Here is a 13,098-nt window from a genome sequence, read left to right on the forward strand (position 1 = left end):
ATACCGGCCTGTCACGCCGGGGGTCGCGGGTTCGAGTCCCGTCCACTCCGCCACTTATTTATAGACATAGTTAAGTCTTTAAAAGAACTACAGGGGTGTAGCTCCAACTGGCAGAGCAGCGGATTCCAAATCCGCGTGTTGGGAGTTCGAATCTCTCCACCCCTGCCATATTTAAAAAGGCCCATACCGAAAGGTATGGGCCTTTTTGCTATTTGCAGTTTGGAAAAGATCAGCGGATTCCCCCACCATAAGAACGCGCGTGTTGGGAGTTCGAATCTCTCCACCCTTGCCATATTAAAGAAGGCTCATATCGAAAGGTATGGGCCTTTTTACTATCTGTAATTTGAGAAAAGAGCCGCAGCTTCCCTAATATAAAATTATATTTATAGTTACCAACAGTGACTCTCATTTCCAGAGCCAATTCCTGCCGCATTAAGTGTTAATGTCCCACAAGCGTCTCTATTCTGTCCCAAGTCATTCTGCGGAGTCGCTGAGAGGATATAAATATCCATGCCTGATCCCGTTAGTTCATAAGATAAATGATACCTTTTATTATCAATGCTACAAACGGTATCGATTAAGCAAAAACCATCCTTTTTATTAATTATTATCTCTAGCAAGGCCTTATACCTATCTTTTGCCGCAAATTCCGTTCTTGTTGAATACAAACTCTCAATATGAAGCTGAGTCTTCGTTAATGTTGTAATTGCTTCAGCGCGATGACTTTTTAATACATGATAAGTGTAGCTTGGGTAAGCAACCGTCGCTAAGATAGAAATAATAGCCGTAACGATAAGTAGTTCGACTAATGTCACACCATAATGAAACTTGAATGTGTTTTGAGTACTAAAAATTCGAATCATTTCTATAACTTATTGAAAGGTAATATCACTAGTTTTAATCAGTGCTACTCTTCCAGCAAGATGAAAATTCCAAATCGGAATATTGCAAAGGAAATTGAGAAATGCCTCGCGGATTTACCCTACTTGAACTCGTTATCACTATAATTATTATTGCCATTTTATTGATGACGGCCGTGCCGAATTTTTCTCGTCTTTTAGAACAACAAAATATCAAACGCTTTGCTGGCGATCTTGAAGGTTTTTTAATTCAAGCTAAGTCAGAATCGGTATTGCAAAATAAATCCCTCAAGATTATTTATATAAAAGAGTCTGACCATTGGATACTCTCTCTAAACCCTGAAGGGAATTCACCAAAAACAATATCTGAAGCTAAATCATCGTCAATCACTTACTTACATTCCACCAATTATCCTCATCTATTTCTCTTTTCTAAAGTGCCATCTCTTACCTTTAATCCCGTTAGAGCAACACCTCATATGCCAGCGAGTTTCTTTTTTTATAAGGATCAAAATAAAAAATTAAAGCTATCAATTCATCATATGACAGGACGGATCAGGCTATGTGCTCAAGGAGATAACCACTATGGCTATGAGGTATGCTAATAAAAGACAGAATGGTTCTTCTTTGGTTGAACTACTTGTTGCTTCGACTATTGGACTTATCGCTTTAATGTTGATTGGAAGTATTTATGTTAAAGGTCAGCGTTTGTACGCAGATAGAAGTCAGAATTTATTATTAATTCAAGAGCTTAATGATGCTTTACGCTTTATTAAGGAGGAGAGTCATCGAGCTGGATATAATGGGGATAGTCATTATTCTGCGATGCTCTCTGGTGCGAGCAATGTCATACACGTGTCTGGTTCGCAAATGAGTTATGTCTATAAAACGAGAGAGTCACCTCAAAAGTGGCGTGGAGTTAGTATTAAATCTGCATCAGATTCATTAAAAATATGTACAAAATCAAACCTTGAATATATTCCTAGTATTAATTTTTGTACTCGTTTTTACTCATTATTGGACACAAATATTATAAGCGTTACCGATTTTACTCTTGAACAAAAGTTTCTTGGCAGCTCAATAAGTTCAGCTCATTTATCCATATCAACTACGGCAAAGCTCAAGCATACCGCTCATCAATATTCTTCAGAAATAAAGATTATGCAAAGGAACTGGAGATGATTAAAAATCAGCAAGGAGCAATTACTTTACTTGTATCGAGTGCTATTTTAATGGCATCTCTGATTATCTCTTTAGGTAGTTATAAGCATATTTTTTATCAAATAAAACGTGCTCAAAATGAAATGGAAGCAAGAAAGGGCTATTGGGCTGCAGAAGGTGGTGTTGAGTGTGTATATGCCAAAGTAACGGTTTTAGGGGAGATCCCTAGTGGAGATATTGATGAGTGCCAATCTTTATTCTTAACATCATTAACTATCGTTAAAAATACGAATTATCAAATCGAAGCAGTGAAAACTGCACAGATCGTTAAAAAGACATTTATTATGGGCGGTATAGGAGGAGATGGTGTTATTAAATCATCATCAAATTTGTATTTTTATAGCAGCATTTCAATAGATGTCCCAGATCCTGTTCGTTTAGGAAGTAACGGATGGGAGTGCGTTGCGGTTAGATATAAAAGTTTAATTGATGCTTATGGTAGCGTTGTTAATCAAGAGCAAGATTGTAGCTCTACTCATAGAACAAATACCTCAATGGGGAGTTTAGGGTTTAAGTCTGATTTTAAGAAAGATATAGCAATATCGCCATTTAAAGATGTTTTTGGTGTCGAGCCAAGTGATCATAATTTAATCCGAGATAATGGGAAGTTTGATGTGCTCCATGGTTCAGGAAGTAGTAATGAAAAGCGTTTAGTTGATTGTGGAACTAGAATAAAAAATAGCCTTAATTTAGATAATAAATATATATGGGTTGAAGGAAGTTGTGAAATATCATCTGATGAATATCAAGGGCTTGCTGAGGCAATGAATAATCTGGCAGGTGGCGCTTTTATTATTGTTCACGATGGATCTCTATCCATTATGGGAGCCCCGATTGATGTTGTAGCAAAAGAAATGAAAGGTATTATTTTTCACTTTAATCATGAATATATTGTATCTAGTGATGGTTCAAATTGGAGTGGAACGGATGCTTACAATGAATTGTATCCACATAATGGTGTCGCTAATCCTCTTTTCCCAAGTTATTTTTTATCTACGGCTTCCTTCTATCAGCATGGTGCATTTACATTAAAAGGAGGACAATTTTTTGATACTCAGGATCAATCCTCTATTTTTTATACCAGTGCAAGCTTTAAGTATAACGAAGATATTATACAGAATTTAATTTCAGGGTTAGTTCAACCTCGTTGGAAAGCGGGGTCATGGCATGATTTCTAAACCGCAGGGATTTACATTATTAGAGGTGTTAATTTCTTTTGTCTTGCTAATTGTTGGCGTGATTGGGTTGATTAAACTTCAAATATTTATAGATAAAAAATCGGAATACGCTACAAATAGTATTCAAGCGTTATATGCCGCCGAGTCTAAATTGGAGTTTTTTAGGACTCGCTCTTCCGATGGGGCAGATGGAACCTTTGTATTTGATGAGATACAAAGCCAAGAAGTACCTGAGTTAATTAATAACTATCATGTGAGCTGGGTCGTTACAGATACTTTACCGATGATTATTTCTGGCGCGAGTGTTAGCACATTAAAAGAGATAAATATAAAAGCAGAATGGAGTGATCGTTGGAATGAGACCCAAGAAGTGACTTTGCAAACCATGATATCTAGATTTAGTGAATTTGATTAAGCTCAGAGATAGCACCGAGCTTAATCGTAATCGTTAAGCGATAAAGGGTAGAGCTGCCCCTGCAACAATAAAGAAACTTACTAATCCAACAATTGGAAGTTTAAGTACTTTCAACAATGTAAAACCAACAATAACTAGTGACATATCTAAGCCAGAGCTAACTGCACTAGTAAATACAGGATCGTAAAGTGCGGCGATTAATAGACCAACCACTGATGCATTAATTCCCGTAATTGCTCCTGCTAATGCTGGTTTTTGAGCTAGAACCTGCCAATGACTAAATACTCCAAGTACTAATAAGAATCCCGGTAAGAAAATAGCAACGGTTGCTACTAAAGCACCAAGGATGGGTTGCTCACTCCATAGTTCATAGCCTAAGAATGTCGCAAAGGTAAACATTGGGCCGGGAACCGCTTGAGCTGCCGCGTAACCTGTTAAAAAGCTATCGGTGCTAATTTGGTCGCCAACAATATTTTGTAATAGTGGTAAGACGACATGGCCGCCACCAAACACTAAGCTACCTGCTTGAAAAAAATCAGAAAATAGAACAAGCAATGGAGAATAATTGACGATAGCAGGTAAAGCAAAGAAGCAAAGACCAAAGATAATTAGTGGGAACCAATTAATTCCTTTAGATTCCTTTTTAGTTTCAGTCGTATTATTGGATTTAAGGTAAATTCGTCCGACAATCGCAGCAATTAATAAGGCTATTAACTGAGTACTTATTGAAGGAAGTATTAATAATAAGCTCGCTGTCATAATACATAAAAGAACTGTGATTTTGTCCTTACAGAAACTTTTATACATCCCCATAATTGCATCAGCAACAACAACAACAGCCAATAACTTCAAGCCATGGATAATGCCTTCAAAGGTATCGTTGCCAAAGAATGAATGGCTTATGTTTGCTAATAACACCATGATAAGAATAGAAGGTAATGTAAAGCCAATGGAAGCTAATAGAGCGCCAAAGAGTCCTTTTCTATGATATCCCAAAGCAAAACCCACCTGGCTTGAACCTGGGCCTGGCAGGAATTGGCTTAATGCGATCAGTTGCGCGTACTCTTCCTCACTTATCCAACCACGTTTTTGAACAAATTCATTTCTAAAATAGCCAATATGAGCGGCTGGCCCACCAAAGCTAACCCAACCTAAAAGAAAAAATCGTTTAAATATTTCAAACATAATGTACTCAGCTGTTGATGTGTCATCCAAATTTGGATATTCAGTTTTGATGGAAGTAAGATTACGAGTTACTATCAAATTATTCAAATCGATTAAATTACTATTAACTATGAATGAAATTAATTGGAAGGCAGTAGACCTTAATCTATTGGTTGTGTTTAGCACATTAATGGAGACCAAGAGTGTTTCATTAGCGGCGAATAAATTATTTGTTGGGCAATCAGCGATGAGTCATAGCCTTGCTCGTTTACGTGAATTATTAAACGATCCTTTGTTTGAAAGACAAGGGCATAAAATGAGCCCAACCGCTAAAGCTAATCAGCTCTATCCAATGATTACTAAGGTATTACAAACAATTTCTGGCGATATTTTAAACGTAGATACGTTTGAAGCGAGTGAGTTTACTGGCACATTTAAGATAGGAATGACAGATTACGCAGAGCTTCTTTTTGCTGCTGATATTTTTGATGCCATTCATCAATTAGCACCAAATGCACAGTTATGTTTTACCACAGTAGATAAAGCCAATTATCAAGACAGATTTGATTCAGAACCGCTTGATTTAATCATTGGTAGCATGAAGCCAGAACAAAAAGAATTTCAATATCAAACTCTGTATACAGAAAAGCACGTATGTATGTGGGATGGAAGTCGGCATGATTTTAAAATCCCCATTACGCTTGAAGAGTATATTTCGTTGCCTCATGCATTAGTGAGCCCTGATGGCGCATTAAAAACAGGCGTAGATAAAGAGTTAAAAGGATTAGGTGTTCACCGTTCAGTTAGTGTGGCTTCTAAGCATTTTTTAACCATCAGACATTTAATGAAAAAAAGAAATTTGATCTGTATTGTTCCAGAGTTGATGGCTCAGCTCGATCTTTTTTCTGAAAAATTAATACATTCAGCACCACCAATTAATGTTGGTGAGTTTGATATTCAATTGATTTGGCAGACGAGAAATAAAGAAAATAAACGCTATCAATGGCTCAAAGAGTTGCTCATTCAAACCATTGAGAAAAGCGTTATTGCTTATAGGCAATAAAAAATGGCCAGTAACAATTCAGTTACTGGCCATGGAATCTTATTAATTTAGAAATGTTGGGTATAAATATATACTCAAATTAAAAATTAGTTATTGCTGTGTAATTCGCTGTTCAGTTCAATCGCAGATTTGTTAGTTAAACATTCGATTTGACCAGTGATTGAATTACGACGGAACAGAAGATCTGTTTTGCCAGCAAGATCGCGAGCTTTCGCGACTTCAACTTCTTTACCTTGGTTATCTAGCATGCTTACTTTTGTGCCAGCAGTAACATATAGGCCAGATTCAATCGTACAACGATCACCCATTGGGAAACCAAGACCAGCATTTGCACCAAGCAGACAGTTCTCACCAATAGAGATAACCATCTTACCGCCACCAGAAAGTGTACCCATAATAGAAGCGCCACCGCCGATATCTGAGCCATTACCCACAACAACACCAGCAGAAATACGACCTTCAACCATACTCACACCAGTAGTACCAGCGTTAAAGTTAATGAAGCCTTCATGCATTACTGTTGTACCTTCACTTACGTGAGCGCCTAAACGAACACGTGAAGTATCAGCAATACGGATACCAGTAGGAACAACGTAATCAACCATTTTAGGGAATTTATCCACACAATCGACAGTCAGTGTTTCACCAGCTAGGCGAGCTTCGATTTGACGATCAGCAAGTTCAGGTAGATCGATAGGACCTTGGTTCGTCCATGCAATGTTGTGAAGAAGACCAAAGATACCGTCTAATACCGTGCCGTGTGGCTTAACTAAACGGTTAGAGATAAGTTGAAGTTTTAAGAAACCTTCAGCAACAGACTGAGATTGCTCATCAGTAGCAAGAACTACTAGAACAAGAGGTTGCTTAGATTGAACCGCTTTCTCTGCGAATGCAGCATTAGCAACATCACCGCTTGCTGCAAATGCGTTAGCAAGTTCAGTGCAAATTTCAGAAGAAATTTCGATAGCTTGGTTGCCTTCAGAATAACCACTTGCTTGAGCAATAGCAGCAACTAAAGACTCCGAAGGGTTTAATACTGGGTGTGGGAAAAAAGCTTCAATGATTTTATTGTCGCGGTTTTTTGTCGCTGTACCAAAGGCAAGTACAAAATGAGCCATGTAATGATTCTCCATTTCCATATAAATATGAGTATTTAAAAATAAATCTTACTTCACATCATAAAGAGAGTTGCTGTGATATAGAAGGGCGAAAGTAAGAAATCTTTACTAAGAATGAAGAAAAAGTGTAAGAAAAGAAAATAATCGGTCAAGAGTTAAAAAGTAAAATAGCAGCTCATTAGGCTGCTATTTTTATTTGAAAATATATTATTTTCTGAATTAAGCAGCGTCAGACTCTTCGTCTTTTACTGCTTCAATCTTTGCTGTTTTAGGAGCAGGTTTACGTTTTGCACCTAAAGCAACTAAGATATCTTCTTTGTGCTTAGCTAGATAAAGAGATAACTCTTCTTGTTTCCCTTCATCTTCAATTAAATTACTTTTGTTTAGCAGAGTAAAAAGTTCATCTGCAACATCCAGCATTTTGTCATAAGCATCGGCTTCAGTTTTAGAGGTAAAAGTCATCTTCTCTTCTCCGTTGCGCTCAACTACATATTTGACGATAACAGCCATGGTCGTCTCTCCTATTAAATTAACTGGTGTTTTATACAGTAACTGAGTTTTTTTGTCCACTTAGAGCAAATAAAATTGGAGCTAGTTAACTCTCTTCACAATAGGCGAGAAACTGCTTTAGTAGTGGTGTCTGATATTTTTCTTTATGTAATAGCAGCCAATATTGTCGTATTAGTGTTTTTTCATAAGGTAATTTAATTAATCTTCCATCATTAATCGCATGTTGTGCAGCTAATTGAGATAAACAAGCGAGGCCCATATTCTCGGAACAACAATTAATAATGGCTTCAGTAGTATGAAGTTGTAGTGATTCATGCCAATCATTTAAATTTGCAGCAATGTGATTAAGGAAATATTCTCTGCTACCAGATCCCTCTTCACGAAGTAACCATGTTGATTGCTCTAAATCATGCAACGTTATTTTACTCTTAGTTGCTAATGGATGAGAAGGAGCGCAAACTAGATACATGCTGTCTTGCTGCCATTCAATGGTATGTAACTTAGGATGGTGTGCTTTACCTTCAATTAATCCGATATCTAACTGAAACTCTAATAATCGATTAATTATTTGTGCTGTATTTGAAATAAATAATTGATGGATATCGCAAGGGTATTTTTGTTGAAAGCGACTAAGTAAAACAGGTGCGATATGATTACCAATCGTATCACTAGCTCCAATATTTAAAGAACCAGTCAACTGACTATCGGTTGTGAATTGATGCTCGATAGCTTCTGCTCGTTCTAGTAATTCATCCGCTAAAGGAAGGAGTTGGCGGCCTTCACTATTTAACACTAAGCGATTATTTACGCGATCAAATACTTTGTAACCCAAGTTTTTTTCAAGTTCAGACAATGAAAGGCTCACCGCAGGCTTTGTAATAAACAGTCGTTCAGCCGCTTTTGTCATTGTTTTTTCTTGAGCAATTGCCGTAAATACATTGAGTTGTTTTAGTGAAATTCTCATGACAGGAGGTCCCAAATACTAATAGACACTAATCGTTAAGTTTATTTTAACGCAGTCTTTAGTTTATTCAAATTTAATTAATGATTAGCTAAGAGTAAACTGGCTTTATCGTTAAATAGTAAAGAGAACAATGTCATGCTTAATTACACAAAACAAAAAGTAGCGGGTGCTCCAACGCCAATGGCAGGATTAGCTCTTGGGATTGCCAGTTTAGGCTGGTGTTGGGAGAATGCTCTTCCTTTCCATGGATATGCTCAATGGATTTCAGCAGCAATAGCTTCCTTATTGTTACTTGTTTTAGCGATTAAATTTTTATTACACCCAGCAGTATTGTGGAGTGAGCTTGCACATCCTGTTGTAGGTAGTGTTGCCCCAACGTTTGCTATGGGGACGATGGTTGTATCGAGCAGTGTTGGACATTTTTATCCAGCCGCTGGTGATGCTTTATGGCTTGCCGCAATTGTACTTCATGTTATTTTCTTAATTTCTTTTATTTATCATCGAGCAAAAGATTTTGAATTACATCATATGGTACCAAGTTGGTTTGTTCCGCCTGTAGGTTTAGTGGTAGCTGATGTGTCTTTTTCTGGAAATCTAGCATTAGCACCAGTGGCACATTGGGTATTGATGTTTGGCCTAATTATTTATGCCATCATGCTGCCAATTATGATTTATCGTTTAATTTTTTGTCATGAAATACCAGATGCTGCAAAACCAACGATTGCCATCATGGCGGCACCAGCAAGTTTATCATTAGCGGGTTACCTAACAGTCACTGCTTCACCATCACCAGTGATTATTGCGCTTTTATTCGGTATTGCAGTATTAATGACAAGCGTAATTTACATGGCTTTCTTTAAATTAATGAGACTTCCATTTAGCCCTGGCTATGCAGCATTTACCTTCCCAATGGTAATTGGTGCAACGGCATTATTTAAAACGGCGAATTGGATGTTATCTCAAGGTGTCGCTGCGAATTATGTTTATCAAGTAAGAACATTAGCGGTTGTTGAGTTAGTTGTTGCTACCTGTGTTGTAAGTTATGTAGCTGCGCATTATTTAGCACATTATCGTCCGATTACTCGCATGGTAAATCGCTTAGCAAATCCTAAACACGCACACTAAATTCGTAATCTTTTTCTCTTAAAACACATCCAGTTACGTTAAGCTATAGAGACTTTCATTTCTTTATAAGCGAGCTGGGTGTGTTTACTGTTTATCATTCAAATCAACTTGATGTTCTTAAATCTCTTGTCGTTGAATTAATTCGTCTAAACCCTCTTGATAACCCATTTGAGCAAGAGCAAATTCTCGTTCAAAGTCCGGGTATGTCGCAATGGCTTAAAATCGAACTCGCCAAAGAGTTAGGCATTGCCGCCAATCTTACCTTTCCACTTCCTGCTACTTTTATTTGGGACTTGTTTACTCAGGTTCTGGATGACGTGCCAAAGCGCAGTGCTTTTAATAAAGAAGCCATGACGTGGAAGATAGTGACGTTATTACCAGAGTTATTAAAACAAGATGAATTTGCGCCACTGCAACGCTATTTAGAAAATGATGACAAACAATTGAAGTGCTACCAACTCGCTGCAAAAATTGCCGATATCTTTGACCAATATTTAGTATTCCGCCCAGAATGGATCCAAAAATGGGAAGCGGGTGAAGAGGCTATAGAATTAGAAGGCGAACATCCTTGGCAGCCTATTTTATGGCAAGCCTTGTATGACCAAACCTTAGCGCTGGGTCATTCACCTTATCATCGTGCGAATATGTTCGAGCATTTTATTGAAACCCTAGAAAATTATCTGCAAACGGGAACCTTGCCAAAAGGCATGCCTAAGCGTTTATTTGTGGTGGGTATCACTTCATTGCCTCCTCGTTATTTAGATGCGCTAGCGGCTCTTGGGCAACACATTGATGTGCATTTAATGTTTACCAACCCATGTCAACATTATTGGGGTGATTTACGTGATAATAAATACCTAGCAAAATTAGATCGTCAAAATCGAATAGCTAAACGTTTATCATCAGATTTATCTACACTAGAAAATGATGATAGTGATTTATTTACAAACAAATCAGAGAATTCTTTATTAGCGTCATGGGGTAAGTTAGGTAGGGATAACTTTCAATTACTGTTAGATTTAGAACCGAATGAATATAAAATTTTTGTGCCAACAGGAAGGGAAGATCTTCTACATTCTATCCAATCTGATATTTTAAATTTAGAAGAACGCAGTCGTGATGATGTGCTTGATAACAGTGAGCACAAGCAACCAATCAGCCCTGATGACCGTTCGATTCTTTTGCATTCATGTCATAGCCCAATGCGTGAAGTAGAAGTTTTACACGACCAATTATTGGATATGTTTGCCAATGATCCAGAATTAAAACCTCGCGATATTATTGTGATGGTGGCAGATATCAATGTGTACAGTGCGGCGATCCAAGCCGTCTTTGGTAACGCAGCATTCGATCGCTATATTCCTTTTGCTATTTCCGATCAAAGTGCCGAGCAAGAAAACCCAGTGCTATTGGCTTTTATGAATTTGATGGCGTTGCCTGAAAATCGTTGTGGTTTATCAGAGCTATTAAGTTTGTTGGAAGTTCCTGCTGTCATGTCACGTTTTAAATTTAATGCCGAGCAGTTTGAAATAGTAAAGCGATGGGCAGAAGAAACTGGTATTCGCTGGGGATTGGATAACAGCACCTCTGCGCATTTTGATCTTCCTGAACATAATCAAAATTCATGGCTATTTGGTATTCAGAGAATGTTGCTTGGTTATGCGATGGAGCAAGACGCGGGTTTATTTGAAGGCATGGCGAGTTACGAACAAGTGCAAGGCATGAATGCCGAAATTGCAGGTAACTTAGCGCACTTTATTGATCAGCTTTTGACTTATCAGATCACCCTAGGCCAAGCGCAAACAATTAATGCATGGCGCACCATTATTAACCAACTAATGGACGATTTTTTACTTGTCGAATTAGAAGGTGAGCTGGTCGTTAAAAGCATTCGAGATCAATTGCAAAAACTGGAAGAAAATTTAGAAGATGCGGGCTTTGAAGCACCAATTTCAGCGGCAATTATTAATAATTATCTGAAAAACAATTTGTCAGGAGGAAAAGCGAGTCAGCGTTTCTTAGCGGGGCAAGTAAATTTCTGTACCTTAATGCCAATGCGCTCAATTCCATTTGATGTGATCTGTTTACTTGGTATGACGGATGGGTCTTATCCGCGAACGATGCCGGTTGAAGGTTTCGATTTAATGCAGAAAAGAATGAAACCGGGTGACCGTTCACGTCGAGATGATGATAGATATTTATTTTTAGAAGCACTGCAATCGGCGAATAAAGCATTTTATCTCAGCTATATAGGTCGTTCTATTCGAGATAACACAGAAAAAGCCCCTTCTGTTTTGGTGAGTGAACTGCTTGAATATTGTCAGCAAAGTTATTGTCTAGATGGCGATAGTGAGCTGAACCCTGAAGAGTCTGCTAAACACCTAGTTAAAAAATTAACAATAGAGCATCCATTAGTTCCTTATAGCCAACAGAGTTTTGTGGGTGATAACACCAGTTATGCCAGTGAATGGCTACCAACCGCAAAACTGGAAGGAAAAGCCGCGCCAGAATTCCAAACTGAATCTTTAGTGTTTGCACCAGAATCAAAAGAGCTTGAATTAACAGAGCTACAACGCTTTTGGCGTTTGCCTGTCGCCTATTTCTTTAACCGTGGTTTAAAAGTATTTTTTGAAGCGGTAGAGAGCCGAGTGGAAGATGATGAACCGTTTTCTATTGATGGAAGAACGGGTTACAGCATGAAATCAGAGTTGTTAGAGGAGTTATTGGCCTATGATGATCCTAACCAAGTATTGCAGTTAAGTCGTGAGTTTTATCAGCAACAAAAAGCGCAAGGAAAATTACCTATTGGTAGCTTTGGTGAGATCGCGGCAGACAAAGAAGTGAACACGGTAAAAGAGTTAGTGGCTCATATTCAGCCATTAACGACATCACCATTAGAGGATCAAGAAGTGCGTTTACGCTTTACTTTTCCTCATGGTGAGATGGAATTACAAGGCTGGCTAAAGCAGCGTTATAAAGAAGGAATGCTGCGTTATCGTGGTGGTAAAATTCGTTCTCATGAAGTCTTAGCAACGTGGATTGATCATCTGTGTTTGTGTGCCATGAAGCAACAGCAATTTACTCACCTCTTTGGGACCGATGCGATATATCATTTTGAGCCAATTGAAACAGAAAAAGCGTATCAACATTTAGAAGTTATATTAAGTCTTTATATTTCTGGTAACTGTGCGCCATTGCCTTATTTACCAAAAGCCGCGTTGGCCGGACTAGAAGCACACATTGATAAAAAAGGTGTGTGGAATGACGATGATGAAACCCATGAAAAAGCACTGAAAAAAATGGCTGATGAATACAGTGGAACTCGTTACGCGGGTGAAAACAGCAATGATTATGTCATGCGTATGTGGCCCGAGTGGAATGACGAATTAGGTCAGACTATTTTTGATAACGCGAAAAATGTATTACATGATGCCTTGTTACACAGTGAGAAAGAAAAACTGTAATTTAAAACAAAGCAAT

General features: G+C 38.0%; 12 protein-coding genes and 1 tRNA gene. 8 read left to right on the forward strand and 5 right to left on the reverse strand.

Annotated features, from left to right (window positions below; genetic code table 11):
- Positions 1 to 91: 91 nt before the first annotated feature.
- Positions 92 to 168: transfer RNA gene (locus tag Q1K78_RS02330), tRNA-Trp, on the forward strand.
- Positions 169 to 389: 221 nt separating this feature from the next.
- On the opposite strand, the gene Q1K78_RS02335 is transcribed toward Q1K78_RS02330, so the two are convergent.
- Complete coding sequence (locus Q1K78_RS02335; RefSeq protein WP_300174030.1) at positions 390 to 863, reverse strand: type IV pilin protein; 474 nt, start codon at positions 861 to 863, stop codon at positions 390 to 392.
- Positions 864 to 964: 101 nt separating this feature from the next.
- Here Q1K78_RS02335 and Q1K78_RS02340 point away from each other — a divergent pair, with 101 nt between their 5' ends.
- From Q1K78_RS02340 to Q1K78_RS02355, 4 genes are read left to right on the forward strand one after another with little or no spacing between them, the layout of a single operon-like run.
- Complete coding sequence (locus tag Q1K78_RS02340) at positions 965 to 1,465, forward strand: Tfp pilus assembly protein FimT/FimU (protein ID WP_300174032.1); 501 nt, start codon at positions 965 to 967, stop codon at positions 1,463 to 1,465.
- Positions 1,446 to 2,042: a prepilin-type N-terminal cleavage/methylation domain-containing protein gene (locus Q1K78_RS02345; RefSeq protein ID WP_300174034.1), complete on the forward strand. Its 597-nt coding sequence runs from the start codon at positions 1,446 to 1,448 to the stop codon at positions 2,040 to 2,042. Before Q1K78_RS02340 ends, Q1K78_RS02345 begins: the two co-directional genes overlap by 20 nt.
- Complete coding sequence (locus tag Q1K78_RS02350) at positions 2,039 to 3,259, forward strand: hypothetical protein (protein WP_300174036.1); 1,221 nt, start codon at positions 2,039 to 2,041, stop codon at positions 3,257 to 3,259. Before Q1K78_RS02345 ends, Q1K78_RS02350 begins: the two co-directional genes overlap by 4 nt.
- On the forward strand, positions 3,249 to 3,674 hold the full coding sequence (locus tag Q1K78_RS02355; protein ID WP_300174038.1) for a prepilin-type N-terminal cleavage/methylation domain-containing protein: 426 nt from the start codon (positions 3,249 to 3,251) through the stop codon (positions 3,672 to 3,674). Before Q1K78_RS02350 ends, Q1K78_RS02355 begins: the two co-directional genes overlap by 11 nt.
- Positions 3,675 to 3,707: 33 nt before the next feature.
- Here the strand turns inward: Q1K78_RS02355 and chrA are convergent, their stop codons facing one another.
- Positions 3,708 to 4,859 (reverse strand): chromate efflux transporter, encoded by a 1,152-nt coding sequence (gene chrA / locus Q1K78_RS02360; RefSeq protein WP_300174040.1) that lies wholly within the window; start codon positions 4,857 to 4,859, stop codon positions 3,708 to 3,710.
- A 49-nt stretch (positions 4,860 to 4,908) separates the two neighbouring features.
- Between chrA and Q1K78_RS02365 the strand changes: the two genes are divergently transcribed.
- Positions 4,909 to 5,901 carry a LysR family transcriptional regulator gene (locus Q1K78_RS02365; RefSeq protein ID WP_300174042.1) on the forward strand — a complete coding sequence of 331 codons (993 nt, stop codon included), beginning with the start codon at positions 4,909 to 4,911 and terminating at the stop codon, positions 5,899 to 5,901.
- An 86-nt stretch (positions 5,902 to 5,987) separates the two neighbouring features.
- Here the strand turns inward: Q1K78_RS02365 and dapD are convergent, their stop codons facing one another.
- The 3 genes from dapD to Q1K78_RS02380 all read right to left on the reverse strand — a co-directional run bounded on the left by dapD (position 5,988) and on the right by Q1K78_RS02380 (position 8,493).
- Positions 5,988 to 7,019: a 2,3,4,5-tetrahydropyridine-2,6-dicarboxylate N-succinyltransferase gene (gene dapD, locus Q1K78_RS02370; RefSeq protein ID WP_300174044.1), complete on the reverse strand. Its 1,032-nt coding sequence runs from the start codon at positions 7,017 to 7,019 to the stop codon at positions 5,988 to 5,990.
- Between the two features lie 219 nt (positions 7,020 to 7,238).
- A complete protein-coding gene (locus Q1K78_RS02375) occupies positions 7,239 to 7,529 on the reverse strand; it encodes a YebG family protein (RefSeq protein ID WP_300174046.1) in 291 nt (96 codons plus the stop codon).
- Positions 7,530 to 7,614: 85 nt separating this feature from the next.
- Positions 7,615 to 8,493 carry a LysR substrate-binding domain-containing protein gene (locus tag Q1K78_RS02380; protein WP_300174048.1) on the reverse strand — a complete coding sequence of 293 codons (879 nt, stop codon included), beginning with the start codon at positions 8,491 to 8,493 and terminating at the stop codon, positions 7,615 to 7,617.
- A 135-nt stretch (positions 8,494 to 8,628) separates the two neighbouring features.
- Between Q1K78_RS02380 and Q1K78_RS02385 the strand changes: the two genes are divergently transcribed.
- Both Q1K78_RS02385 and recC read left to right on the forward strand, forming a co-directional pair.
- Positions 8,629 to 9,618, forward strand: a complete 990-nt coding sequence (locus Q1K78_RS02385) for a TDT family transporter (protein ID WP_300174050.1) — start codon at positions 8,629 to 8,631, stop codon at positions 9,616 to 9,618.
- Between the two features lie 80 nt (positions 9,619 to 9,698).
- Positions 9,699 to 13,082: an exodeoxyribonuclease V subunit gamma gene (recC, locus tag Q1K78_RS02390; protein ID WP_300174052.1), complete on the forward strand. Its 3,384-nt coding sequence runs from the start codon at positions 9,699 to 9,701 to the stop codon at positions 13,080 to 13,082.
- The last annotated feature ends 16 nt before the right edge of the window (positions 13,083 to 13,098 follow it).

Origin of the sequence: uncultured Aliivibrio sp., assembly GCF_946479765.1 — a bacterium.
GTDB lineage: Bacteria > Pseudomonadota > Gammaproteobacteria > Enterobacterales > Vibrionaceae > Aliivibrio.